28 protein-coding genes and 1 tRNA gene are annotated in these 25,901 nt (G+C 42.6%); 14 read left to right on the forward strand and 15 right to left on the reverse strand.

What is annotated here, in order from left to right:
- Positions 1-125: 125 nt before the first annotated feature.
- Complete coding sequence (locus tag CHH48_RS08350; protein ID WP_095218688.1) at positions 126-2,057, forward strand: LTA synthase family protein; 1,932 nt, start codon at positions 126-128, stop codon at positions 2,055-2,057.
- A 280-nt stretch (positions 2,058-2,337) separates the two neighbouring features.
- Positions 2,338-3,195, forward strand: a complete 858-nt coding sequence (locus tag CHH48_RS08355; protein WP_095218689.1) for an AEC family transporter — start codon at positions 2,338-2,340, stop codon at positions 3,193-3,195.
- A gap of 38 nt (positions 3,196-3,233) precedes the next feature.
- On the opposite strand, the gene CHH48_RS19485 is transcribed toward CHH48_RS08355, so the two are convergent.
- Genes CHH48_RS19485 through CHH48_RS08370 form a run of 4 tightly spaced genes read right to left on the reverse strand, consistent with a single transcriptional unit; the run spans position 3,234 to position 6,547 of the window.
- A complete protein-coding gene (locus CHH48_RS19485; RefSeq protein ID WP_164072018.1) occupies positions 3,234-3,383 on the reverse strand; it encodes a hypothetical protein in 150 nt (49 codons plus the stop codon).
- 43 nt (positions 3,384-3,426) lie between these two features.
- The gene (locus CHH48_RS08360; RefSeq protein ID WP_095218690.1) at positions 3,427-5,184 is read right to left on the reverse strand and encodes an ABC transporter ATP-binding protein; all 1,758 of its coding nucleotides are present in this window, start codon (positions 5,182-5,184) and stop codon (positions 3,427-3,429) included.
- Positions 5,166-5,615: a hypothetical protein gene (locus CHH48_RS08365; RefSeq protein WP_095218691.1), complete on the reverse strand. Its 450-nt coding sequence runs from the start codon at positions 5,613-5,615 to the stop codon at positions 5,166-5,168. Before CHH48_RS08365 ends, CHH48_RS08360 begins: the two co-directional genes overlap by 19 nt.
- 44 nt (positions 5,616-5,659) lie before the next feature.
- Positions 5,660-6,547, reverse strand: a complete 888-nt coding sequence (locus CHH48_RS08370) for an exonuclease domain-containing protein (RefSeq protein WP_176466410.1) — start codon at positions 6,545-6,547, stop codon at positions 5,660-5,662.
- Between the two features lie 139 nt (positions 6,548-6,686).
- Between CHH48_RS08370 and CHH48_RS08375 the strand changes: the two genes are divergently transcribed.
- Together CHH48_RS08375 and CHH48_RS08380 are read left to right on the forward strand one after the other, a co-directional pair.
- A tRNA-Ala gene (locus CHH48_RS08375) sits at positions 6,687-6,759 on the forward strand.
- Between the two features lie 424 nt (positions 6,760-7,183).
- On the forward strand, positions 7,184-8,542 hold the full coding sequence (locus CHH48_RS08380) for an arsenic transporter (protein ID WP_095218693.1): 1,359 nt from the start codon (positions 7,184-7,186) through the stop codon (positions 8,540-8,542).
- 344 nt (positions 8,543-8,886) lie between these two features.
- Here CHH48_RS08380 and nadD read toward each other — a convergent pair whose 3' ends face one another.
- From nadD to CHH48_RS08405, 5 genes are all read right to left on the reverse strand, one after another.
- Complete coding sequence (gene nadD / locus CHH48_RS08385) at positions 8,887-9,501, reverse strand: nicotinate (nicotinamide) nucleotide adenylyltransferase (protein ID WP_095218694.1); 615 nt, start codon at positions 9,499-9,501, stop codon at positions 8,887-8,889.
- A 1-nt stretch (position 9,502) separates the two neighbouring features.
- Complete coding sequence (locus CHH48_RS08390) at positions 9,503-10,963, reverse strand: nicotinate phosphoribosyltransferase (RefSeq protein WP_095218695.1); 1,461 nt, start codon at positions 10,961-10,963, stop codon at positions 9,503-9,505.
- The gene (locus CHH48_RS08395) at positions 10,960-11,523 is read right to left on the reverse strand and encodes a cysteine hydrolase family protein (RefSeq protein WP_095218696.1); all 564 of its coding nucleotides are present in this window, start codon (positions 11,521-11,523) and stop codon (positions 10,960-10,962) included. Before CHH48_RS08395 ends, CHH48_RS08390 begins: the two co-directional genes overlap by 4 nt.
- Before the next feature lie 18 nt (positions 11,524-11,541).
- Entirely contained in the window at positions 11,542-12,318 is a 777-nt protein-coding gene (locus CHH48_RS08400) for an NUDIX domain-containing protein (RefSeq protein ID WP_095218697.1), read from the reverse strand.
- A 114-nt stretch (positions 12,319-12,432) separates the two neighbouring features.
- Positions 12,433-12,669: a hypothetical protein gene (locus CHH48_RS08405; RefSeq protein ID WP_095218698.1), complete on the reverse strand. Its 237-nt coding sequence runs from the start codon at positions 12,667-12,669 to the stop codon at positions 12,433-12,435.
- A gap of 86 nt (positions 12,670-12,755) precedes the next feature.
- On the opposite strand from CHH48_RS08405, the gene CHH48_RS08410 reads away from it, so the two are divergent.
- Positions 12,756-13,016: a hypothetical protein gene (locus tag CHH48_RS08410; protein ID WP_095218699.1), complete on the forward strand. Its 261-nt coding sequence runs from the start codon at positions 12,756-12,758 to the stop codon at positions 13,014-13,016.
- Here CHH48_RS08410 and CHH48_RS08415 read toward each other — a convergent pair.
- The 3 genes from CHH48_RS08415 to CHH48_RS08425 all read right to left on the reverse strand — a co-directional run bounded on the left by CHH48_RS08415 (position 13,009) and on the right by CHH48_RS08425 (position 15,506).
- Positions 13,009-13,593: an NAD(P)H-dependent oxidoreductase gene (locus CHH48_RS08415; RefSeq protein WP_095218700.1), complete on the reverse strand. Its 585-nt coding sequence runs from the start codon at positions 13,591-13,593 to the stop codon at positions 13,009-13,011. The two genes, CHH48_RS08410 and CHH48_RS08415, sit on opposite strands and share 8 nt — an antisense overlap.
- 100 nt (positions 13,594-13,693) lie before the next feature.
- Complete coding sequence (locus tag CHH48_RS08420) at positions 13,694-13,921, reverse strand: hypothetical protein (protein WP_095218701.1); 228 nt, start codon at positions 13,919-13,921, stop codon at positions 13,694-13,696.
- 139 nt (positions 13,922-14,060) lie between these two features.
- Positions 14,061-15,506 (reverse strand): alanine/glycine:cation symporter family protein, encoded by a 1,446-nt coding sequence (locus CHH48_RS08425; protein WP_095218702.1) that lies wholly within the window; start codon positions 15,504-15,506, stop codon positions 14,061-14,063.
- A gap of 136 nt (positions 15,507-15,642) precedes the next feature.
- Between CHH48_RS08425 and CHH48_RS08430 the strand changes: the two genes are divergently transcribed.
- The 3 genes from CHH48_RS08430 (at position 15,643) to CHH48_RS08440 (ending at position 16,622) form a co-directional block, all read left to right on the forward strand.
- Positions 15,643-15,822: a hypothetical protein gene (locus CHH48_RS08430; RefSeq protein WP_095218703.1), complete on the forward strand. Its 180-nt coding sequence runs from the start codon at positions 15,643-15,645 to the stop codon at positions 15,820-15,822.
- The gene (locus CHH48_RS08435) at positions 15,822-16,211 is read left to right on the forward strand and encodes a GNAT family N-acetyltransferase (RefSeq protein ID WP_245840350.1); all 390 of its coding nucleotides are present in this window, start codon (positions 15,822-15,824) and stop codon (positions 16,209-16,211) included. The genes CHH48_RS08430 and CHH48_RS08435 overlap by 1 nt, the downstream gene beginning before the upstream one ends.
- Positions 16,212-16,313: 102 nt before the next feature.
- On the forward strand, positions 16,314-16,622 hold the full coding sequence (locus tag CHH48_RS08440; protein ID WP_245609699.1) for a DUF3243 domain-containing protein: 309 nt from the start codon (positions 16,314-16,316) through the stop codon (positions 16,620-16,622).
- A 34-nt stretch (positions 16,623-16,656) separates the two neighbouring features.
- Here CHH48_RS08440 and CHH48_RS08445 read toward each other — a convergent pair whose 3' ends face one another.
- Positions 16,657-17,553: a ComEC/Rec2 family competence protein gene (locus CHH48_RS08445; RefSeq protein ID WP_095218705.1), complete on the reverse strand. Its 897-nt coding sequence runs from the start codon at positions 17,551-17,553 to the stop codon at positions 16,657-16,659.
- Positions 17,554-17,679: 126 nt separating this feature from the next.
- Between CHH48_RS08445 and CHH48_RS08450 the strand changes: the two genes are divergently transcribed.
- The 6 genes from CHH48_RS08450 to CHH48_RS08475 all read left to right on the forward strand — a co-directional run bounded on the left by CHH48_RS08450 (position 17,680) and on the right by CHH48_RS08475 (position 21,886).
- Positions 17,680-18,261, forward strand: a complete 582-nt coding sequence (locus tag CHH48_RS08450) for a GNAT family N-acetyltransferase (protein ID WP_095218706.1) — start codon at positions 17,680-17,682, stop codon at positions 18,259-18,261.
- Between the two features lie 91 nt (positions 18,262-18,352).
- The gene (locus tag CHH48_RS08455; protein ID WP_245840349.1) at positions 18,353-19,198 is read left to right on the forward strand and encodes a glycosyltransferase family 8 protein; all 846 of its coding nucleotides are present in this window, start codon (positions 18,353-18,355) and stop codon (positions 19,196-19,198) included.
- A 116-nt stretch (positions 19,199-19,314) separates the two neighbouring features.
- The gene (gene lepB, locus CHH48_RS08460; protein WP_245840353.1) at positions 19,315-19,830 is read left to right on the forward strand and encodes a signal peptidase I; all 516 of its coding nucleotides are present in this window, start codon (positions 19,315-19,317) and stop codon (positions 19,828-19,830) included.
- Positions 19,831-19,974: 144 nt separating this feature from the next.
- A complete protein-coding gene (locus CHH48_RS08465) occupies positions 19,975-20,328 on the forward strand; it encodes a GntR family transcriptional regulator (protein ID WP_095218707.1) in 354 nt (117 codons plus the stop codon).
- Between the two features lie 2 nt (positions 20,329-20,330).
- Positions 20,331-21,191 (forward strand): ABC transporter ATP-binding protein, encoded by an 861-nt coding sequence (locus CHH48_RS08470; RefSeq protein ID WP_095218708.1) that lies wholly within the window; start codon positions 20,331-20,333, stop codon positions 21,189-21,191.
- Positions 21,188-21,886, forward strand: coding sequence for a hypothetical protein (locus tag CHH48_RS08475; RefSeq protein ID WP_095218709.1), 699 nt, complete (start codon positions 21,188-21,190; stop codon positions 21,884-21,886). Before CHH48_RS08470 ends, CHH48_RS08475 begins: the two co-directional genes overlap by 4 nt.
- 39 nt (positions 21,887-21,925) lie before the next feature.
- On the opposite strand, the gene CHH48_RS08480 is transcribed toward CHH48_RS08475, so the two are convergent.
- Together CHH48_RS08480 and mbcS are read right to left on the reverse strand one after the other, a co-directional pair.
- Positions 21,926-24,067: an ATP-dependent Clp protease ATP-binding subunit gene (locus tag CHH48_RS08480; RefSeq protein ID WP_095218710.1), complete on the reverse strand. Its 2,142-nt coding sequence runs from the start codon at positions 24,065-24,067 to the stop codon at positions 21,926-21,928.
- A gap of 218 nt (positions 24,068-24,285) precedes the next feature.
- Positions 24,286-25,866 carry an acyl-CoA synthetase MbcS gene (gene mbcS / locus CHH48_RS08485; RefSeq protein WP_095218711.1) on the reverse strand — a complete coding sequence of 527 codons (1,581 nt, stop codon included), beginning with the start codon at positions 25,864-25,866 and terminating at the stop codon, positions 24,286-24,288.
- Positions 25,867-25,901: the final 35 nt, after the last annotated feature.

A 25,901-nucleotide genomic window follows, 5' to 3' on the forward strand; every position in this document is an offset into this window, starting at 1 on the left:
TTTATAGATTATGAGCCCAATTTTGTTTTGGGACTTAGTTGTTTTTTAGATTATAAATTGATAGAATCTATGTCGTTGTTCAACTCAATATGACGCCTGATAAGAAAATGAAGAGGTGAAAGATAATGAAGAAGCTCCTGGCTTCAAAGAAAGGATTTTTTGCGCTGGCCGTTATTTTCTTATGGGCCAAGACGTATTTTTCCTATAAACAGGAATTTAACCTGGACATAACAAATGGCATGCAGGAATTCCTGTTAGTAATAAACCCGCTTAGTGCGAGCATTGTATTTCTGGGACTTGCATTCCTAGCAAAAGGCAGACGAATGGGGATTTGGCTTTTAGTCATTGATTTCATCATGAGCTTCTTGCTTTACGCCAATGTTCTGTACTACCGATTCTTTAATGATTTCATTACCCTGCCAACATTAAAGCAAACAGATAATTTAAGTTCCGGTATGGGCGGCAGTATCTTTGGACTGATGCAAGGTTATGACTTCATCTACTTCCTAGACATCATCTTGCTGATCGTCTTGTATATTTACACAAGAAAGAACTGGAATATCGAGCGTCTTGCTTTCCGGAAGACAGCCATGGTCATCATCTCCGGTGTAGCTCTATTCGCAGTCAACCTTGGACTAGCTGAAGTCGATCGCCCGCAGCTTCTGCAGCGCACATTCGACCGCACGTACTTGGTGAAATATCTTGGACCTTACAACTATACAATTTATGATGCGATACAAAATGCGAAGACTTCTACTCAGCGAGTTATGGCAAGTCCGAGTGATTTATCCGAAGTGACAGAATTCACTGAGGCAAACTATGCTGAACCGAATGCGAAATACTTCGGAAAAGCAGAAGGCATGAACGTTATTAAAATTCATTTGGAAAGCTTCCAAAGCTTCCTGATCAATTACAAATTGAATGGCGAAGAAGTTACACCATTCCTGAATTCACTTGTGAATGATAAGCAAATAACTTATTTCGATAACTTCTTTCACCAAACAGAACAGGGTAAAACCGCAGACGCAGAGCTGTTAATGGATAACTCTCTATACGGACTTCCGCAAGGATCTGCTTTCTCTGTAAAAGGTACTAACACTTATCAAGCAGCGCCTGCCATCCTGAACCAGGAGCAAGGCTATACGAGCGCTGTATTCCACGGTGACGAGAAGACATTCTGGAACCGTGATGAAATTTACAAGCAATTCGGAGTCGATCATTTCTTTGATTCCACTTATTACAATATGGAAAACTCGATCAACTACGGTCTGAAGGATAAACCTTTCTTCGAGGAGTCCATGCCGTTGCTTGAATCACTTGATCAGCCATTCTATGCACATTTGATCACACTGACGAACCATTATCCGTTCACACTTGATCCAGAAGACGCTACGATCGATAAAGCAACAACCGGAGACTCTACTGTCGATAACTACTTCCAGACAGCACGCTACCTGGATGAAGCATTGGAACAATTCTTCAACGACCTGAAGGAATCCGGAATGTATGATAACTCTGTTATCCTGCTTTACGGAGACCACTATGGTATCTCTACGAACCACAATCGTGCTATGGAAGAGATTACTGGAAAAGAAATGACGGATTATCAAAATGCTCAAATGCAGCGTGTACCGCTCATGATCAAGGCTCCAGGTCTTGAAGGCGGAGTAAACCATACGTACGGCGGCGAGCTTGATGTCCTTCCGACACTTGAGCATTTGCTCGGTATTGATTCATCTAAGTATATCCAGTTCGGTACAGATCTACTATCAGAGGAGCATAACGATGTAGTAGGCCTACGTAATGGTGATTTCATCAGCAAGGATTACACCGTACTTGGCGACACGTATTACGATACTGCGACTGGAGAAATAGTCGAAGATGAAGCCAAGATTGAAGAAATCAAAAAAGAAAAAGAGGAATTAGCTAAGATGCTAAGTCTCAACGATAAAATCCTTTATGGTGACCTGCTCCGCTTCTATGATCCGGAAGGCTGGACGCCAGTAAAGGCAAGTGATTATGATTATAATAATCGTTCGGAGACAGAGGAAGAATGATTGTGGAACACCTGCCTAATATGGCAGGTGTTTTTTTATACAAGCCTAATTCACCAATTTCTTTAGACAATACCCTGCAATATCGATACAATTAGGAATGCTGTATATAATAGAAAACAGGGAATACATCATGTAGCATCTTGCTAAAAGGAGGAACGGCCTTATCGGAAGTTTCATCTATGCCATATCCATCATTCTGATCGGACTTATCATCGGCAGGGTCATCCGGATAATCGCCGAGAAATATCGGCTTCCGGAATGGTTCTCGCTTAATTATTTCATGAATGCGCTGATTCGGGTCGTCCTGCTCGTCCTGAATCCAATTATCTTAATTAGTGCCTTCTGGTCAGCTGACCTTACTAATGTCAAACTGATCTACTTACCTATCTTCGGGATTATAACGATATTCCTAGGTGCAGGTCTGGCCTTGCTCTTCTCTAAATGGCAGAAGCTGCCGAGAGACCAGATTGGATCCATGTTCATTTCTGGAGCATTCCTCAACCTCGGAAGCTTCGGATTGCTTTTCTGTGTGCTGTTCATTGGCGAGCAGGCAGTCGTATATGCTGCCATGTTCCGTCTGCTTGAAGAATTCACATACTATACAATCATCTACCCAATCGCAAAATCATACGGAACAATTGAAGATAATGCCTCAGGGTCACGTGTGATGCGGATCATAAAAGATCCATTCATTATGATTACCTTCTGCTCTATCGTCGTTGGTGCTGCACTGAACCTATCGCCAATAGATAGATTTGAATGGCTGAGCGCAAGCAATTCAACCCTTGTTGCATTAGCATCCATCCTGCTCCTAATCCCGATCGGCTTCAGTATGCGAATTGCATCAGTGAAAAAATACTGGAATTTGAGCATTTGGCTGATTCCAATCAAGTTTCTGGCTGTGCCGCTTGTCATCACCGGTGGTGCCTATTTACTCGGACTTGGCAACTTATATGACGGTATATTATTACAGGTGCTACTCATAATGTCCGCTATGCCGCCTGCAGTAGCATCTCTCGTACCGCCGAGGCTCTACAATCTTGATATGGAGCTGGCCAACTCAAATTGGATCGTTGCGACATCTTCGCTTATTGTTGTCTTACCAATCTTATTCGTCCTCGTCAATTGGATGAATTGAAAAAAGCTGCTGCCTCACATTTAGAGGCAGCAGCTTTTTTAGTCTTCCTTAGCGGAAATATATTCGTTTTCCGCTTGGCCTGGTCCATTGACATTATTCTTGAACTGGCTCAATCGGCCATTCCGTTTTTCGCCATGATTCTTGTTTTCCTTGAATTGATGATCATTATTGGGCTTTTTCTTCGGCATGATAGAACCCCCTTTTCGCCTAGTATGCGAAGAAAGGCTTGATTTATTCCATTTTACCCGCAAGCAGCTGCTGTTGGGATGCGAATTCCCGGTATAGATTATGACTCTCAAACAACTCTTCATGTGTTCCGATGCCAGTAATACGTCCTTTTTCGATAAATACGATTTGATCAGCATCTACAATTGTCGACAGTCGGTGAGCTATTACGAAGGTAGTTCTATTTTGCATTAAATTCTGTAATGCCTGCTGAACGTATATCTCTGAACTGCTATCAAGACTCGAAGTCGCCTCATCCAGCATGAGGATCTGCGGATCACGTAAAAGCGCCCTTGCAATCGCAATACGCTGCCGTTGCCCGCCTGATAGCTTCACTCCCCGCTCGCCAACCTTTGTTTCATAGCTATCAGGAAGCTCTTCTATGAACTGCTTGGCATAAGCCATTTCTGATACGCGTTCCAGCTCTTCCTGAGATATTTCCCTTTCCAAACCATAACAGATATTTTCACGTATAGTACCGGATAACAGCGCCGTCTCTTGTGCCACATATCCGATTTGGCGCCGCCAATCATGCAGTTTGAAATCCTGTATAGGAGTGTTATCAAGTTGGATTGTACCGCTAGTTGGCTCGTAATAGCGCTCTAGTAAACCAAATAGTGTGGATTTTCCCCCACCGCTTGGGCCGGCAATCGCGGTCACCTTCCCAGCAGGAGCTGTAAAACTGAGATCATGCAAGACCTGTTCCGCTTGATAAGCAAAACTTACATGGTTGATATGCAAATCTCCATCTACGCGATGTATCGGTTCTCCTTTATCACTATCCTCTGTACCTTCTCCAAGTACATCATAAATACGTTCCGTTGCCCCCATTGCCTTCTGAAGATGGGTAAAGAACATGGATAGCTGCGTCATTGGCATGATGATCTGGAACAAATACAAGATGAACGCTACCATGTCACCTGCGGATAATGCTCCGGATGCAACACGGACACCACCGTAACCGATAATGGTTACAAGTAGCAGCATCATGATGAAGAGCATGAGCGGCGACAATAACGCTTGAATCTTTGCTTCTTTCAAGCCGTACGTAAATAAAGAGCGTATACCTTTGTTACCGCGTTCCATTTCTACATGTTCTGCATTCGAGGCTTTGACAAGCTTCATTTCCGGCAGCACCTGGTTCAGGACTGCTGTGAACTTCGCTGTCTCCTCCTGCATTATTTTTGATACCCGATACATCTTGCGGCCAAGTATCATGATGATCCCAATTGCGATCGGAACTGCAAGCAGCATGACAATCGTCATCTTCCAGTCAAGAACTAACAGAATAATAATCGCCCCGACTATGGAAATAATACCTGTAACGAAACTAGTCAGATGATCCGTGATTAGCTCTTTTACAACCGCTGTGTCATTCGTCACTCGGCTGAGCGTCTCTCCTGTCTCATTATCATGATGGAACCTGATTGGCAGATGCAATAGCTTGTCCCATAGCCTCTCGCGCAGCTTCGCCACGACATGATGGCCTATTTTCGCGAGCAAGTAGATGGACAATCCACTAGCTAATGCCTGCAGTACAAAAGCGATAACCAATATTGCAATTTGCACGCCAGTAATGGATTGCCCGGAGAAGCCATCCACTAAATTCTTTGTGAACAACGGTACTGTGAATCCGACTCCTGTCGTCAATAAACTCATGACCAACGCGACAATGACAATCACCTTAGGCGGTTTAGTACCTTTGACCAACGCCAGAAATAAGCGCCAATCAAATTTCTTCGTTTCTATTTGATTCTGCTCCATAATGTTCCCCCAAGTTCTATTAATTGTTTATCATCTGCAAAAAGCATTGCATATCCTTCATGAGCATTCGTCACGAAATATTCTTCTTCCTTCCTCATAAAAGACAGATCCTCTGGAAGTTCTGGCTGCTGCCAATAGAAAAGATTTTCCGCTGCCTGCATTATCAACTGCTTAGAATCCAGACAAATACGGTAATAATAATTCGGTACCGATACATTAGCATCGAAAAGGTTAGCTTTTGTACCATTATCATAAACAATTCCCTGCAAATACGGCTCCAGTTCTTGCAGCAGCCAATGCAGCGTTTGCTTTTGCCCCATCATCTTCTTAGGAAGCTCGGCAAAACTGACTGTATCACACCTATCAAATAATCTCTCCAGTAATTGTATATACGCCTCTTTAGTCAGATCGGTTTCCTTTAGTTCATACATCGTGTCCCCTCCATAAAAAGAGGAGTTCTCGTACCGAGAACTCCTTACACCAATGATAGGAATTTTTCTTCTGAGATGATCCGCAGCGGACGTCCATACTCAATCATCCGCTCCGCTTGAACGAGTTTACTCGTTTTCTTGCCGGCAGCGAATTTATCATAATCTCTAGCTCCGACAACAAGATAGCGGGTAGACTTGTCCATTTTATCTGTGTGCACGCCGCCTACATTGACTAGTCTTTGGATGGCATCCTTTCGCTTCAAACTCTTCATCGTCCCCGTGAACATCACCTGTTTCCGGTAGAACGGGTGGGCTGGATCAAATTGATCCGTCTGTGGCTTGATATCCCCGTATCTTGATCTGCTGCCAGATGAGCTTGTATCATGGATGCTTTTCCGATTGACCTTCAACACATTGGTCAGTTCCTCAATACTCTGTACTCCAGAATCCGCCATCGCATGCAGAAAGATATTTGCGGCAACTCGCGCATCCTCCATGGCATTATGGTGCTCGAACGTGATCTCCTTGCTGGCAGCTAACGTATTCAGCCGATGGTTCTCCATATCCGGCCATACCTTCTTGCCGATAATCCGCGTACATAGATAATCAAAATCCGGCATTTCCAATCCGAAACGTGCCACCGCTTTTCGAATGACACCCATATCAAAACTCGCGTTATGTGCGATGACAACATTACCTGCCAGATAACCGCTTAGCTTTGGCCAGATTTCCTTGAACGTCGGCGCATCTTCCACATCTCGTGGAAGGATCCCATGCACGTGGATATTCTGTTCTTCGAATTCCATCAATGGATTGATCAAGGTATACCATTCATCAATCACACCCGTCTCATCCGCTACAGCAACACCTACCGAACAAGCACTTGACCAATATCGATTCGCCGTCTCAAAATCTATACTCACAAACCGCACTGCATCGTCCTCCAAATCGACTTTTGTTAAATAGATTATATCATAGCAGCCGGTAGAGTCCGATAATCGTGCTTATGAAAAAATGTTGCCAGTAAAGGAAAGAAGCGCTATAATACTTTTGTGACGATAAATCAAATACGGGGCATTAGCTCAGCTGGGAGAGCGCTTCGCTGGCAGCGAAGAGGTCAGCGGTTCGAGCCCGCTATGCTCCATCTTTCAAAAACCCTTATTTTTAAGGGTTTTTTCTTATTTAAAAAGAAATAGTTACTGCATTTTTAAGCTCGTGCTTCAGTCTTAACTATAAGGTTCCTCTAACCTCATTTCCTTCCTTCTATCTACCTTTTACACTTCTATACTTATTCATTTATAAGAGATCTAGCATAAGAACCTACGTTTCTATTTACCCTTTGCTTTACATCTCCATAGTTCCTTTAGAAAGACCCCCTGTAAACGTACATGGACAGTGCCTTCCATTTTTCTTTCTAGACAAATCACTCTAGCAGACAAACATACATTTCGACAATTTAGGTATAAAAATCTAGTCCTTCTATCCGAATTTGAATATACATGTAAAAAACAGGTCGGGGGAGGTTCAAACTTCCGATAAAAAAAGGAAGGAGAAAGGAGTTGTGCAAGATGACATTAGAAATAGGAATTACCGTATTCACATTCCTAGCTACTATGCTGGTCATCTTTTGGAGGCCGCGGGGACTTAATGAAGCTGTCCCAGCAGCAGTAGGTGCCGCGATAATTTTATTGACAGGAATAGTTTCAGGTCCTGATGCGGCAGATATAATGGATAAGATTGGAGGCGCCGCTATTACGATCATGGCCACAATCGTCATGGCGGTTATATTGGAGAGTTTCGGTTTCTTTCACTGGGTCGCTGCAAAGTTAGCTAATTTAGCTCGAGGTTCGGGGTATCGGTTATATTGGTACATTCAACTCTTATGCTTCTTAATGACACTCTTATTCAATAACGATGGAAGTATCTTAATTACAACACCAATCCTAATTTTACTACTTAGGAATCTCCGCTTACCGACACATCAGCAAATTCCATATTTATTGAGTGGTGCCCTTATCGCTACTGCCTCAAGTGCACCGATTGGAGTGAGCAACCTCGTTAATTTGATTGCCCTGGAAATAATTGATATGTCACTTTACATGCACACTGCTATGATGTTTGTTCCGGCGACACTAGCATTACTGTTCATGTCTTGGCTAATGTTCATCGTTGTGAAGAAAAGATTGCCTAAATCATTACCGGAATCTGTAAAGGATATCGAGGAAAACTTTTTCACACAACACTTCAAACCGATAAAAGGCAGAAAGATATTTACAGACACTAAACAAAAACGATCAAGATTCATGCTTATATTATTGTTGTTTGTGTTCTTGATGCGATGCCTACTATTTGTTGCCTCTTATCTGGCCATCCCAATTTCAATCGTAGCAGTTCTCGGTTCTCTTGCGTTGCTTGCATGGCGCTGGTATTACTTGCGTACAAACCCAATCGACATTATCAAAAAAACACCATGGCATATACTCGTTTTCGCCTTTTCCATGTACGTCATCATTTACGGATTGCATAACATCGGACTAACAGAACTGCTTGTTAAATATAGTGAACCGATTGTCGGCCAAGGATTGATGTATGCAAGCTTTGCCATGGGTGGTCTGGTTTCCATTCTATCTAACTTCTTCAATAATCATCCAGCCTTGATGATCGGAACATTTACGATGACTGAAATGGGACTTGACCCAATCACTTTAAAGACAATTTATTTAGCAAGTATCATCGGCAGCGACATTGGATCTCTACTGTTGCCAATCGGAACGCTGGCTTCACTGATCTGGTTATACATCCTGAAACAACATGATATTAAATTGAAGTGGATGGACTATCTCAAAGTATCGATTATTGTCATCCCTATTTCCACCATAGTTGCTTTGTTCCTACTCTACTACTGGGTCAAAATAGTTTTTAGTTAGGGGCAAGGATGTAATGGCATATACTCTCCGATTTAGAAATGAGATAAGGGATTCACAATCAGATTCATTCTCAAGAATCCCTTATCATGAACATAGGTAAATACTTAGGTTCATTTTTACTTTATGCAATAGGAGGAATAGTGAACTAAGTAAAACACCTAAATAGATATATCGTCGATCAAGTACGCGCACTGTTACTGCTGATACATCAATGACTCCCATTTTAATCCTGCATATATTGTCATCAAGGTCAACAATAGTAACAGCAGACACTTTCATAAGAAGGTGTCTTTTTATTACACTCTTAGACTACAATGGGGCCTATCTTATTCAGCTATACAATATTAATTGTATAACTGGTGCTCCTTAATATACTGGTAACAGCTCTCCGGCAGCAAATATCTCGGCTCCCCTCCAACAGCAAATTCATCACGGATATAAGTAGAGCTGATCTCCATCGCCAGTCCTTTATCAATCAGATGGAAGGTTTGACCGTCATCGTGATTGCGCAGCAATGGCGAATGGCTGATTACCTTCAGCATATCAATATCGTTGCGGGCCATCACTATAAACCGGTTATCTCGTACAAGTGCTTCACTGTTGCCCCATTTTCCAGCTCCAATATCCTCTAATAAATCAGCTCCCATGATGAAATAGACCTCATCATCGGGATAAACTTCCTTGAAATGAGTTAACGTCTGTTCCGTGTAAACATTCCAAGCTTCCTGCTTCATCTCATAATCATCGGCAACATAACAGTCATTGTCTTGTATAGCCATCTGCACCATCTGCCAGCGATGCTCGTCAGTCGTATGAAGCTGTTTGTCCTTTCGTTTGCTGGAGCAAGGCAGAAAAATGACTTTATCCAGCTTGCACCGATGGGCGACCGTGCCGGCCGTCCATAAATGGACATTTGTGACCGGATCAAATGAGGAGCCATAGATTCCGATTTTCCCCATGCTATTTCTCCTCCAGCTGTGATTTGATGCGCTCGATCAATTCCATTTTATTATTCCAACAGGCTGTACTTAGATCGACAGGGTATGCTTCTGGATTATGTGTCCTTTTATATTCATCCCACAGGAAGGTGAGGCTATGTGTGACATAGTTTCGTGTTTCATCCAAGGTTGGTAGCTTGTAGACGAGTTCGCCCTTTTGAAAAACTGGCTGCTGCAGCTCCTTCGCTTCAAAATCCGTTACAAATTTACTAATGTACGGATAAGTTGGGTGGAACATTTTGAGTCGTTCTTCTTCCTCCGGGTTCTCATTGGCTAGCGCAATGTAATCTCCTTCTGATTTCTGACTAGCTCGGTTGATGATCCGATAAACGCGTTTAAGTCCTGGTGTAGAAACTTTTTCAGGATTGGCACTGATTTTAATTGTATCGGCCATATCTCCATTATCATCCTCAATGGAAACTATTTTATATACCGCTCCTAATGCTGGCTGATCATATGCTGTAATAAGTTTTGTTCCGATACCCCAATTGTCGATTTTCGCTCCTTGAGCTTTCAGAGCACCAATAGTTTCTTCATCCAAATCATTGGATGCGGTGATCTTCGTTTCTGTAAATCCTGCTTCATCGAGCATCTCCCGTGCTCGCTTGGATAAGTAGGCCAAGTCTCCGCTGTCCAGACGAATGGCATTGAACCGTATTCTATCGCCCATTTCTTTAGCTACTCTAATCGCATTTGGCACGCCGGACTTCAGTGTATCGTACGTATCAACAAGAAATGTGCAATTCATATGAGTTTCTGCATATTTCCGAAATGCTTCATACTCATCACGATAGGCTTGCACTAGCGCATGCGCATGTGTCCCAGCTACCGGTATGCCGAACTTTTTGCCTGCCCGAACATTGGACGTGGCATGAAAGCCGCCGATAAATGCCGCTCTTGTTCCCCAAATAGCTGCATCCATCTCCTGTGCCCGTCTGGAGCCGAATTCCATTGCTGTATCTCCTTCATCTAATACATGCATGATACGAGCTGCTTTCGTAGCGATGAGCGTTTGATAATTCACGATATTAAGCAAAGCCGTTTCTATCAGCTGCGCTTCAGCAAGTGGCGCTTCCACCCGGATGATCGGCTCGGTTCCGAAAACAAGTTCCCCTTCCTGCATGCTGTATAAATCTCCAGTAAAGCGCAGGTCTCGTAAGTAGGCGATGAACTCCTTCTCATATCCAAGCTCCTGCTCCAGATAGCCTAAATCAGAATCCGAGAAACGGAACTCTTTCAAATAATCAATTACTCGTTCCAAGCCAGCGAAAACAGCAAACCCATTACCGAATGGCTGTTTGCGGAAAAACAGTTCGAATACAGCTTTGCGATTATGCTTTCCATCCTTCCAATACGTCTGGGCCATATTGATTTGATAAAGATCCGTGTGCAATGCCGTGCTATCATCCTGATAATGTGTCATCGTTCCGCTCCTCCTTCTGTAATCTCTGCTCCTAAGGCGCTTTTAAAGTGATGCAGGGCGTATGCATGCCCCTCTTGATTGAAACTTGCAACAGCATCTGAGTGAACAACGATTTTGAATCCATAATTATAGGCATCGACCAGTGTATGGAAAACACAAATATCTGTCGCTACACCAACAGCATGAATCTCCTTGATACCCCTCTCATTCAGCCGCTGCAGCAAATCGGTCCCTGCAAAAGCACTGTATCTTGTTTTATCCATATAATAGACATTCAATTCATGCTTCGCAGACTCATATGCATCCGACAGCTTGCCATAAAGTGCACGACCCTCTGTCCCATCTATATTGTGCGGCGGATACAGCTTAGTTTCTGGATGATAGGCATCCTTTTCCTCATGCTTATCGATCGCAAAAACAACATAGTCACCGTTCTCAATGAATTCAGATGTAATCGCTGTAAGTCGTTCCTCGATCTCCCGTCCCGGCACTCCGCAAGTCAGTGCCCCATCTTCTGCTACAAAATCATTCGTATAATCGATATTTATTAATGCTTTCATCTTTCATCCTCCTCTGGATTAATGACGAGCTGTATAAATCGATTGTTTCACTTCTGCATCAATGAACCGATAAAGCTGAGTTGGCAGCTTGGATGTTCGCTGTGTCTTCTGCCCTTCAACTGCTTCGATGAAAGGCAATGTTTTAATTTTTCGTGCAAAAGCTTGCTCATTTTGAATTGATTTGTCATCCGTTATGGTCAGCAAAACTGCCTGCAATTCCGAGTAAGTGAACAGCTCTGGCAAGAATTGCTTTGCTACTGTAGTTTGCAGTAAATCTCGTGTTATATGAGTTATAGCATGGCGGATGATACTGGCATGATCGAATGCTAAAAGATGCTGCTCTAGATCTTGTACAGGGAACAATTCCACTTCTGCGGCATCATCATGCGCTTTTCTCTCAAATAATCTGTGTTCCGGGACAATGGCATAATGTGCATTCGAGATGATCCACCCACGTGGATCACGTCCTGGCTCATCGTATACACCAAAGTGTTTCAGATGTATTCCTGCTATTCCCGTCTCCTCTTCCAATTCCCGACTGGCAGCCTCCATAGCTGTTTCTTCCGGTGTTACAAATCCTCCTGGCAATGCCCATTTACCTGGTTCGATGTTCAAATTTCCTTCGGTATCCTGCTGGGCACGCTTGATTAGCATTAACTTAAGCTCCATTTTTGGCGGTGCATATGCTTTGGTCTTTTCAGAAGTAATGGTGAATACAGCTATATCCGACGTATAACCATCAGGGGTACGATATCGACTAACATCATAAGGTTTCTCTTCTTTATTCGACTTCAATATGTTAATCTCCTTTTAATTAACATTATGTTAATTGTTAATTGTATTATATGTAAAATACACTCTCCCTGTCAATGATAAACAAAAAAGTCTTCTCCTATAAGGAGAAGACTTTTAAGTCTGTGTAAAAATCATGACAGTTGCACTTGCTGCAATAACGAAGACAATCAAATAAACTCCCGTCATCAGCTTTTTCTTATTTAAAATAGACTCAATTGAGAATAATAGAAACATAATAGACAAAAGCGGCAGCATTAGCTGAGGATTCACTTCATAATCCTGGTCGATATATCGATAGATGCCGAGTGCAATGACTATGATAGCGAGCAGAGCGTTTATTTTCCGTAACATTTGCTTTCTTCCCTTCCAAGTCGCATGATACCATAGACAGTATAACAGGACATAGCTTCTTGTTGAATAGAAAGGTTGTATGAATTATGCCAACTTATGATGAATGGCAAGTGACATATAAAGAAACTGCCATCCGAGAGATTCAGAAATACTTCCGAATTTATCAAATCGGCAATGTTTCCGAAGGAGTTTTGGAAGCAGGATCTGCCCGAATAGCTCAGCAAGCTGAGCGTATCGATGATCACACATTTGCTTCCTTGCTGGAACAAATCAGCCGCAGTCTAGCCGCTAATGAGATACAGGATGTGAGAAATAAATACTATGAATTGGAACAACTGCCTATTTAGCTAGCTTGCGAAAGTACGCTCGAACACGGCTTAGATATTTTTTCTGTTTTCCGTTCTTTTTCTCCATGCCGCCGAATTCGAAGATTTTCACTTTGCTGATTCCTACAAATTTAAACAACGCTCGTTTCATCAATATCTTATGTGCATTTCCTAAATAGAATCGACTGTAAAACCCAGGGCCTTTCATTGTGGAAACACAAACTGCCTGCTTGCCTTTCAGCAATCCCTCCGGCAGCAGACCTTCGTGCCGATAAGCAAAGTTGGCTGAGAAATTCTGATCGATGAATCCAAGCAGCATAGCCGGCGGCCTTCCCCAGAAGATAGGATAAATGAACACAAGCAAATCAGCTCGCTTAATTTTCTCGCGATACATTTCATAATCCGGATCAATATGCATATCTCGGCGGCGCTTTTTTTCATGGAAAACCAAAGCTGGATTGAAGTCCTCTTCATACAGATCAATTGTGTCCACTTCATTGATGGCAGGATTATGTTTGATACCTTCCTGCACTGCCTCAAAAAAGGCATAGTTAAGTGATGCATGGTTCGGATGGGCATATATTAACAATGCGTTCATCAATTTCCTCCAGAAAGTAAGATACCTGTTATACGGCGAGGAATTGAATAAAGTTACAAAAAAAGAATGCAGCGATATGCTGCATTCTTTTTGCTTCTGTTCAGGCAGTCAGGAGAAGAATAAGTATAGCTACTATCTGATAGCCGGCTCCGATGACACTGGTAACCAGGCCCCCTACTGCCATTTTACGTCCGGTCTCTGGATTAGTGTCTTTTCTAATTATTTGTATGGCAAGGACAAACCCGATGATACCAAAAAAGATTCCATACAAGGAAAAGAACAGGCTGATAGTACCGAATACAAGAGATAGCAAGGATCTATTTTTCATACCAACATCTCCTTGTCAAAAATTAGCTTACGTCTATTGTAGTCCTTTTCCATATACCGAATCCAATTACTTAACTATTTTAAGTGTTTGGAAGTTAGATATAAGAAAAAACAGCCCTTTCATGATGGGCTGTTTATCTTCATTCGGTTGATTCACCTTTTTTAGGCCAAGCGTCAATATTGCGAAGACCCTCAATGCTATCTGCATAGAATACTGGATCTTTACCTTCTTTACGCTGACGCTTATAGTCGCGTAAAGCCTTAACAGCAGTATTACTCAAGAGTGCAATAACAATCAAGTTCAAAATAGCCATCAAGCCCATGAATAAATCAGCTAGTGTCCAAACAAAATCCAGGCTAGCTAGTGAACCGAATGCTACCATTGCAACAACTGCCAAGCGATAAATAAATATCCAAACTTTACTACGTTTGATAAATTCGATATTCGATTCCCCATAATAATAGTTACTAATAACAGAACTGAATGCGAATAACAGAACGATAACAGCTAGGAATGTGCCTGCCCATTGACCAACACTGGACTGAAGTGCTTCCTGAGTTAATACGATTCCATCACTTTCAGAGGACTTATACAAACCTGAAAGCAAAATGATAAATGCAGTGGAACTACAGATCATCAGCGTATCGACGAATACCCCCATTGCCTGTATTAATCCTTGTTTTGCTGGGTGTGAGACAGTGGCAGATGCAGCTGCATTAGGTGCACTACCCATACCTGCTTCATTGGAGTATAAGCCTCGCTTAATCCCTTGCAGCATGGCAGCACCTATAGCTCCTCCTGCCAACTGTTTCGTTCCGTCCCAAGCATCTGTGAAAATGAGTGCAAACACATCAGGAAGTTCTTTTATATTCATTATTATAACGACAAGCGCAATCAAAATATAAGCTCCAGCCATAACAGGAACAATAATTTCTGATAATCTAGCGACTAATTTGACGCCGCCAAATATAATGACAGCTGTTATGAGACACAAAATAATTGTCATTATGTTTTTATTTAGTCCAAAGGAACTTTCGAATGCATTTGTGATTGTATTCGCCTGAACAGAATTAAATGCAAGACCGAATGTAATCGTAATAAGAACCGCAAAAATGATGCCTAACCAACGCGCACGCAATGCTTTCTGCATATAATAAGCTGGACCGCCTCGAAAAGTACTGCCTTCTTTTGTTTTATAAATCTGTGCAAGCGTACTTTCCACAAATGCAGAAGCAGAACCAATTAAAGCAATCAGCCACATCCAAAAGACCGCTCCCGGTCCTCCCAAAGTGATTGCAAGTGCTACACCAGCCAGGTTACCTGTACCAACCCTCGCTGCCGTACTAATACAAAAAGCCTGAAAGGAACTTACCCCTGTCTTTCTACCTTTACCACTTTCACCAAGCAGACGGATCATTTCCGGTATCATCCGGAATTGCACAAAACCAAGTCGGATTGTAAAGTAGATTCCGAGACCGATTAATAGAATAATAAGTAGACTTGACCATAATAAATCACTAGAAGTTGTCACGATTTTAGTGATTCCATCACCAATCGTGCTCATAAAATCGTTTAAACCCTGCATATTGAACCTCCATTACTTCAGTATACACATACAGTTTAATGTAACAAAATCTCACATGATACGCAATGTTTATTCCTTCCAAAGTCAGCCATCATCCATGCTATACTTGTATTACAAAGACAAGGTGGGATATGAATTGAAGCAATCTAAAGATAAGAAACCTTTCCGTTATCCATTGGCATTTACAGTAGGCATCATCACTGCCATTCTTTTTGGAATCGCTTTTCAGAGCCCTACTGTTGGACTGGCTGTAGGATGTATGTTGGGCATTGTCTTCGGCACTATGCCAAAAGGGACGAAAAAGGAGGAAGAATGATGGTGACGATACGCCCATACGAGACAGAAGATTTGGCTGCAATCACCGACTTGCTGAAAGATGAGAGCTGGACTACCCTTGCAGCTGATCCTTCTCGTTTCGATCAAGCTATGAAAGGATCGTCCCCTGCTCTTGTTGCATTGCATAACGGTGAAATATGCGGCTATATTCGTTGTATCACAGACCAAGTCATCACCCTTCTCGTTGCTGAGCTGCTCGTCGATGGAAAGCTGCGCGGACAAGGGGTTGGCGGCAAGCTGCTTCAAGCTGCACATGATCTCTTCCCTTCGACGCGAATGGAGATGCTGGCGACAAGTACATCGAAATCGTATTATGAACAGAAGAAATTCCGTCCATTTTATGGTTTCCGAAAGACATATGCGGAGTAATATCTTCTTAATCTAGTACATATGATATATTTTATCGATATATTGTTTGTCAATGTGCAAATTGGGAATACATTACTAACTCAACAAGAGGAGGTAATGAAAATGGCACATGAAGATCGCGCACAGAATGCTGTGGAAAACCTATCCCAAGAAGATAAGAACGATATTCTGAACAATTTCCAGAACTTCCAAGATTATTTAGGAAATAAAGTGAAACAAGGTGAACGCCTCGGCCTAAGTGAAGAAGCTTTGACAAAAGCCGCTCAGCGTGTAGCTGATTATTTAGCGGATAAAGAGGAACCTCGCAACCGTGAGGAGTATTTACTCAAACAGCTGTGGCTAGCTGCTGATGAAGAAAACAAGAGACCGCTTGCGAACACACTCGTGAAGCTTGCAGATCAAACAAACTAATACGAAAAAGCGGATCCAAATTGGATTCGCTTTTTTATTTTTTACGGAAGATTGGATTAGGCTTCTCGCTGCTAATCTGACAGGAAAGTCCATTCGTTTCAATACTGATTGTGCCGCCCTTAGCTGTTGCATAAAGCACAGCTCCTGCTTTTTGCAGATTACGTACGACCTCTTTCGTCGGATGCCCTAATTGATTATCTCTTCCATAGGAAACAACTGCATAATCAGGCTTCACTTTCTTCAGGAAAGCGAATGTGTTGCTTGTCCGGGAACCATGATGTGCTACCTTATAGACCTCCGATTCCACTTCATAATTATGTTTCATCGTATACTCCTGCTGTGATTCAGCGTCACTCATAAGCAGAAAATCGACCGTACGATATGTCAGCCGCAAAACGATCGAGGCCTGATTGTTCGTTGCTTTTGGATGATTAGCATTTAATACTTGAATAGACAGAAGCGGGTCAACCGTTATATAGGAACCTTCCTTGGCGATGGTAACCGGGATTTCTTTTTCCGCCAGAATCTCGGTATAGCGCTGATACGTCCTCGTTGTATACAGCTTACCGCTATCCAGTACTTGCTTCACCTTGAATTTCTCCAGTACCGGCAGAAGTCCCCCGATATGGTCGATATCCGGATGAGTAGCTACTAACAGATCCAATTTCTCTACTCCCCTGGCAGAAAGCTCCGATATCACCTTCTCCCCTGACTCTCCGTCTCCTCCGTCTACGAGAATATTATAATGTGATGGTGTTTGTATTAGCATGCTGTCACCTTGACCGACATCAAGAAAATGCACCTGCAGCTTCCCTGCTTCGTCGGTCTGCGAAAAAATATAGTCCCAAATGCCGCTCCCGCTTTCAGCTGCTGTATGCATCGGGAAGCAAAGCATCAGGCAAATACATATAAAAATCATGTGTTTCTTCATTGCGTTCCGCCCCCTTTTTCATAGGATGCAGTCCGCTTACAGTTCGTATGCACCAATACTTGTCTCCTAATTTTAACAATCGATCGGACATGCTATACTAATATCAATTGAAAGGAGCGACGAATCATGTTTACACATCGCATTGACTCAGCCACTTATTTGAAGCTTTTGGAACCACAGGACAGCGACAAGCTGTATCAGCTGATCGACAGTTCCCGTGAGCACTTGCGGCAATGGCTGCCTTGGGTAGATCAGAACACGTCCGTCGAGCACAGCAGACAATTCATCCAGCATACGCTGGATCAGTTCGCATCAAATAACGGATTTACAGCAGGCATCTGGTATCAGGGCGCTTTAGCCGGAGTAATCGGCTTTCATAAGATTGACTGGCAGAATCGATCTACTAGCTTAGGGTATTGGCTGGGAGAAGAGTACACTGGTCTTGGCCTGATGCAAAAAGCAGTAAGTAAATCCTTGGACTATGCCTTCCTTGAACTTCGATTGAACCGGGTGGAAATCCGTTCAGCCATCGGAAATGTACGAAGCAGAAGAATTCCGGAAAAACTCAACTTCACTCTTGAAGGAACAATTCGTCAAGCAGAAAAGCTTGTTTATGGTTATGTGAATCACAATGTTTACGGCATGCTTTTGGAAGATTGGGAAGCGAAAGAAAACAGCAAGAAAAATGATGATGAGGCCAAAGAATAATTATTTCATATCAAATTAATTACAATTGCATTACATGTGTTTAGTCTCATCTCCAACCGGCTATATATGCAGTAAGGAGATGAGAAGAACAATGGAGAAGAAAATGCATATTGTATCATCGACAGATGACAACTACGCACAGCACTTGGGTATGACATTGAGTTCTTTACTTGAAAACACTTCAAACCCTAAGGATTTTGTTATTTCAATCATCGATGGAGGAATTAGCCAAGAGAAGAAACAGCTGCTGAAGGAAACTGCAGCTGCCTACAATACACCGCTTGATTTCCTAGATGTAAATTTGGATGCTTACGGAGGTGCAATTGCCAGCCGCCATATTTCAAAAGCGGCTTACTATCGTATATCCATACCTGAAATGATGGATCCAGCTATTGAACGGACGCTGTATGTTGATTGCGATATGCTGGTACTGGATGATGTCAAAAAACTTTTCGAGACCGATATGGAAGGCAATATTGTTGCAGCTGTCGGAGACTATGGGGAACACCGCCGACTGGAGAAAATGGGAATCACAAAAGAAGATCGTTATTTTAACTCCGGTCTGATCCTAATTGATATGAAGGCTTGGCGTGACAGTAATATTACGAATAAGGTGCTGACATTCATCAACGAAAACCCGGATAAGCTAGCTTGGCATGATCAGGATGCCCTAAACGCCATCCTATGGAATGATTGGCTCATGCTTCATCCGAAATGGAATGCCCAGACACATGTCATCCTGAAAGAATATAAAGCGAAATCACTCAAGGAAGAACGAGTGCTTCGGACAGTAAGGGAAACACCATCGATTGTCCATTTCTGCGGAGAAGAAAAACCTTGGCAGGAAGGTTCCATCCATCCTTACACAGATGGCTACTATAACTATTTGGCAAAGACAGCATTTGCCGCTAAATCCAAAAATTCCTTATCAGTATAAACTGTTTGTAAAACCGGAGTTAAGATAACTCCGGTTTTTTCTATGTGCTCTTCGCATATGTTACACTAGTACAAAAGGAGGTGCTTTCCCTGAAAGCTAGACGCACGCTCTTAGCCGTGCTGCTGCCGATAGGTATCGCTATAATCGCCCTATTCATTTTTCGCTCTTATTTTTATTTCCCTAGTACCGTCTATGGTGAATCAATGGCTCCAACTTTAGAAGATCAAAACAAGATCCTCATTAGCCGCGTCGGTAACATCGATCGTTTCGATGAAGTTGTTTTCCACGCTCCAGATCAGGATGCAAGCTATGTAAAGCGGGTAATCGGGGTTCCCGGAGACAAGATCGAATACAAAAATGATGTCCTTTATGTAAATGGCAAGAAACATGCAGAACCCTACCTGAAAGAAATGAAAAACGCTATGCAGGAAGATGCGTTATTTACAAATAACTTCAAGCTTCGTGATGTTATAGGAGAAGATACTATTCCGGATGGGTACCTGTTCGTCATGGGAGATAATCGCAGAAACAGCAAGGACAGCAGGATGTTCGGCTTAATCCCGCAAAGCACAGTCATCGGAGAAGTAAAGTTCCGCTATTATCCATTTCCTCAAATGGGATTGACCAATTAAATAAGTTGAGTTGACGAACAGTGCAGGCATTTGCACTGTTTTTTTATTTTCTCCAAATTCTGGTTGACTTCCCTTTCTCCTGGTTATATAGTTAGTTACATGAGTAATGAACCAACTACCCTAGAACTTTAAAGGAGCATATGTATGCTTGATGATTCAAAGCCGATCTTTATCCAGATCAAAGAACAACTAGAAGACGCCATCCTCAACGGCTCCATTCAAATTGGAGAACGGGTGCCCTCCACCAATGAATTTGCTCAACACCACAAGATAAATCCGGCCACAGCAGGAAAAGGAATCAATCAGCTTGTAGACGAAGGTATATTATTCAAGAAAAGAGGCGTCGGTATGTTCGTCACAGAAACAGCTCATGACATTCTGCTTGAAAAGAGGAAACAGCAGTTTTTCAATGCATATATCGTTCCAATGAAACAAGAAGCTAGTAAGCTCCATATCCCCAAGGAAGAAATTATCCGTATGCTCAAGGAGGAAGAGTAAAAATGACGATTATAGCTGATAAACTGATTAAAGAATACAAAACTGCCACAGCTTTGAAAGGAATCGACCTACAAATTACAGAGCCAAAAATCTATGGTCTGCTTGGCAGAAACGGTGCTGGTAAAACTACCTTCATGCAGCTTCTAGCTGGTTACGACAAGCCGTCTGGCGGAGAATTACACGTAAATGGTATGAAACCTTTCGATAACCGCGCTGTTACAGAAAATATCTGTTTGATCAAAGAAGCAGATAACTTCAAAAAGGATTTAACTGTTCACCAAGTGCTGAAATTCGCATCAATGCTCTATTCCAATTGGGATAAGGATCTCGCTGCTGACCTTCTGGATGGATTCGACCTAAATAAAAAACTCCGCGTAAAAAGCCTCTCAAAGGGCATGGAATCTGCTCTCGGTATCATTGTCGGACTGGCAAGCAAAGCACCTGTTACGATGCTGGATGAACCTTATATTGGACTGGATGCAGCATCTCGCGCTTATTTCTACGAAGTACTGCTCGAAGAATTCCAGAGCGACCCTAGAATAATCATACTATCCACTCATTTAATTGATGAAGTCAGTAATTTATTTGAAGAAGTAATCATCTTTGATAAAGGCAGTATCCTCCTGCATAAAAGTGCAGACGAACTTAGAGCTCAAAGTTTTTGCATCTCTGGGCCAGCAGCACAGGTCAAAACTTTTACAAACGGTAAACAAGTCATCAAAGAAACTAGTTTTGCTGGAACGTCACAAGCATACTTTCTATCTACAGAAGCACCTGCCTTAACTGGGGACCTGGCAGTTTCGGGAGTCCCGCTGCAAGATATGATGGTTCATCTAACAGAAAAAAGAGGTGCTCGCGCATGATGAAACAAATACAGGCTTTACTCTATTTCTTTGTTGTCGATAGCAGACGTACAGTTACCATTTTTTGCTCTATCCTGCTGTTCAGCATCACTATCTTATCCATTCTTGCTTTTGCCGTCGTGGATAAGATGTATATTACCATTACAGTACCGGCTTATATCTTCATGATCATATTCGGCTTCAAAACAATTCAAGAAAGCCTCCCATTCGCTATAAAAAGAGGCATCACCAGAAAAAGTTATCATACGGCTGTCGGTATCTTTATATTATTAATCAGTTCCGTCATGGTCATTTTCCTTGTCGCTGTGCAATTGGTATTCAACGCTGTAATTCAGGCAGCCAATATAACAAATATCCAAATCCTCCGCCCGATCGGTGCGAGCACCGATCTGAAAAGTATTCTGTATAGTTTACCGCTAGATTTTGCTTTCCTATTATCTTTCTTTGCTGCTGGACTTTTACTGGGGATCGTCGTATATAAATTTGGATTTCTTGGAGGGGCGATACTAGGAGGCATTGTTTTAATCGGAGTAACTATTACTCTAGCCAGCCGTGAGCGTCTAATCGACTTGCTCACATGGATGCAGGACTTAGCTGTACTACCTGCATTCGGATTGATATGCGCAATCGCGATCATTTCCTATATAATAAGCTGGCTTTTCATCCGTACTAGCAGTTCCCAGCATACTGCATAAAAAAGAGACTCATGCCCAAGAGCATGAGTCTCTTTTTTATTATTTACTTACTACAGTAATTTGTTCGTCAACCAAATCTACTACCATACTGCTTACATTCTCTTCCTCAAGGATATAATCAGTGATTTTATCCTCTACTTGATCTTGGATGACACGGCGCAATGGACGTGCACCAAATCGAGGATCATATCCTTTTTTCGCAAGGAAGTGCTTCGCAGCTTCTGTTACTTCAAGCTGGTAGCCTTCTTCTTCCATGTTTTTCGTCAACTCAGTAAGCATAAGCTCAACGATTTGTACCAAGTCTTCCTCTTTCAATGCATCAAAGCTGATGATAGAGTCAAAACGGTTCAAGAATTCTGGTTTGAAGTAAGCGCCTAGCTTTTCAATAACGGATACAGCTTCATTGCTGGAATTCGTAAAGCCGACAGAAATCTGTTTATCTCCTGTTCCAGCGTTACTTGTCATGATAATGACGGTTTCCTTAAAGCTTACTTTACGGCCTTGGCTGTCAGTCAAATGACCGTCTTCCATAATTTGCAGGAACATATGCTGTACATCCGGATGTGCTTTCTCAATCTCATCCAATAGGACGATCGTATAAGGATTACGGCGTACACGCTCTGTAAGCTGACCTGCTTCTTCGTGTCCAACGTATCCTGGAGGAGAACCGATCAGTTTCGCAACAGAATGACGTTCCATGTACTCACTCATATCCAAACGGATGAAGGATTCGCGTGTGCCGAACATTTCTTCCGCCAACGCACGGGTAAGTTCTGTCTTACCAACACCAGTCGGTCCGACGAAGAGGAAGGAACCAATTGGGCGCTGTTTGGATTTTAATCCAGCTCTGCTGCGGCGGATGGCTTTGGCAACCCGATCAACTGCCTGTTGTTGTCCGATAACCTTGTTGGACAGGTTAGCTGCTAAGTTTTTCATCTTATTCTGTTCCTCAGATTGAATCTTCGTCACAGGAATCCCCGTTTTCTCTTCCACAATCTGCTGAATGACCTCAACCGTCACTTTGGCTTTATCTTCGTTTTTTGGTTCCTCGAGCTTTTGTTCCAACTGTATTTCTTCCTGACGAAGGTATGCAGCACGTTCATAATCCTCACGTCCTGCTGCCTCTTCTTTCTCTTTCGCAATTTGGGCAAGACGAGTTTGAATTGCATCTTCATCAGTCGTTACCGTAAGCAGGTTGATACGGGATCCAGCTTCATCGAGCAAATCAATCGCCTTATCCGGCAAGAAGCGGTCCTGAATATAACGTTGAGACAAGCTCACGCTCGCTTTGACGGCATCTTCTGTATAAGAGACTTGATGATACGCTTCGTATCTCTCCTGCAATCCTTTTAAGATATCCAATGCCTGCTCTGCTGTCGGTTCTTTTACGATAACCGGCTGGAAACGGCGTTCAAGTGCAGCGTCTTTCTCGATTTGACGGTACTCTTTCAAGGTTGTTGCACCAATCAGCTGCAACTCACCGCGAGCAAGTGCAGGTTTCAAGATATTACCTGCATCCATTTGGGAACCTTCCGCAGTACCAGCACCGACTAGTAAATGAATCTCATCCACGAACAGAATGACATTCTTACGCTGCTGCAATTCGGAAATAAGCTGTTTCATCTTTTCCTCGAACTGACCGCGCACACCAGTGTTCGCAACTAGTGAAGCAACATCAAGCAAGTAAATTTCTTTGTTTTGCAGCTTCACAGGAACATTGCCTTCGACAATCTGTAAAGCTAGACCCTCTGCAATTGCTGTTTTACCTACCCCTGGTTCCCCGATTAGAACTGGGTTATTCTTATTGCGTCGGTTCAGCGTCTCAATAACACGTTTGACCTCTTGTTCACGGCCAATGACTGGATCAATTAGACCAGCACGCGCGCCATCTGTCAGGTTCTTACCAAGTGAGTCAAGCAATCCTCCGCGTCCTCGGCCATTGCCGCCAGCCTGTGCTTGGTTGTTTGCACCAGCCTGGAAGCCGGATTGTGCTCCGCCGAACATATTTTTAAAGAAGTCATCCATCGTTCCGCCATTGGAAGCGAAACCGGCAGGGTTTTTTGACATATTTTTCATTTCATTATAGCAAGTATGGCAGAGCTGTAATTGCTGTTTTTGGTTATTGAATTGCATTAACAAGTTCACGTTAGCTTCTCGTTCACCACAATGTTGGCATTTCATAATACAATTACCTCCCCAATAGGTTAGATTAGTTTATTTGGTCAAGCGTCACATTTTGACTTTGACTATCTTTGACCTTGTGACTTTATTATAGTCTGACCTTCTTTGACTTTCAAGTGTTATGCTTTCATTTCTTATTTTTTTTTAGAAAAGGTATTTAAAACTAATAAGAAAGAAAAACAAAAGAAGCATCGCCTTAATTAAGGCGATGCTTCTAATTATTTTGCATTTCGTTTTTCTTGATTACGCAGTTCGACACGTCTGATTTTACCGGAAGAAGTCTTCGGCAAATCTTTGACGAACTCAATCTTACGAGGATACTTGTAAGGCGCAGTTGTGTTCTTTACATGCGTCTGCAATTCCTTCACAAGATTTGGTTCGTTCTCATCTACACCTTCACGCAGGATGACGAATGCTTTAACAACATTACCGCGGATTTCATCCGGGCTTGCTACAACAGCACATTCTGCTACAGCCGGATGTTTTACTAGAGCATCCTCTACTTCGAATGGCCCGATTGTATAACCAGAGCTGATAATGATATCATCACTGCGGCCTTCGAACCAGAAGTAGCCATCTTCATCAACAGAAGCTTGGTCACCAGTAACAAAGTAGCCGTTGCGTTCGGCTTGCTGACGGCGTTCAGGTTCACGGAAATATGTCTTAAACAATGCAGGACTGTCGAGTTTCAAGGCGATGTCACCAACTTCACCTGTTTTAACGCGATTACCATCCTCATCAATTACAACCACTTCATTACCTGGAGTCGGTTTTCCCATAGAACCTGGTCTTGGCTCCATACCTTTCATGATACCAAGCAGCAATGTGCTCTCTGTCTGTCCATAGCCATCACGTACAATGATATTGAAATGTTTCTGGAAGACATCGATTACTTCACGGTTCAATGGTTCACCGGCTGATACTGCACTATGCAAAGCACTCAGGTTGTAGCTTCCAAGATCAGTTACTTTTGCCATGAGACGATATTCTGTCGGGGTACAGCAAAGTACATTAATCTTATAATCCTCTAGTAGAGAAAGATAAGTTTTAGCATCAAATCGACCCATGTATACGAAGCCTGTTGCACCAGTTCCTAAAACAGAAAGGAATGGACTCCATACCCATTTCTGCCAGCCTGGTGCAGCTGTTGCCCATACGATATCTCCTTTGGAAGCAGACAGCCAGTTTTCTGCAGCTGTCCGTAGGTGTGCATATCCCCAGCCATGTGTGTGGACTACACCTTTCGGATTACCTGTCGTACCACTTGTATAGGACATTAATGCAATATCTTCTCTAGATGTCTCTACCGTTTCCAGTTCAGCTGAAGCTGTCTCTTTGAGCTCCCCGAGATCTTTCCAGCCCTCGACCGTACCACCAACTGCAAGTTTGATTAAGCTATCTTGATTCTCAATCTCTTCGAATTGCTCAGTAAATTTATAGAAACTGATAATACTCTTTACTTTTCCGTGATCGATACGGTATTGCAAATCCTTCGTCTTCAGCATTTCGGAGCTAGGGATGATCACAAGTCCAAGCTTCAAGGCTGCTGCATAGATATGATACGCCTCAACGACACGCGGTACCATTACAAGTATTGCATCTCCTTTTTCCAAGCCCAGTTCTTTCAGAACATTACCTGTGCGGTTTACATCCTGAAATAACGTTTTATACGTTACTTCCTTCTTATTACCCGCCTCGTCCATCCAAATGAGCGCTTTACGTTCTTCATCTGTAACATAACGCTCCATTTCATCAACGATATTGTACTGCTCTGGTGCAATCAAATCTTTTCTTTCCATACTTACGCCTCCTAAATGGCTGCCTGTTTTAACTA

The organism is Terribacillus saccharophilus (assembly GCF_002272075.1).
Classification (GTDB): domain Bacteria; phylum Bacillota; class Bacilli; order Bacillales; family Amphibacillaceae; genus Terribacillus; species Terribacillus saccharophilus_A.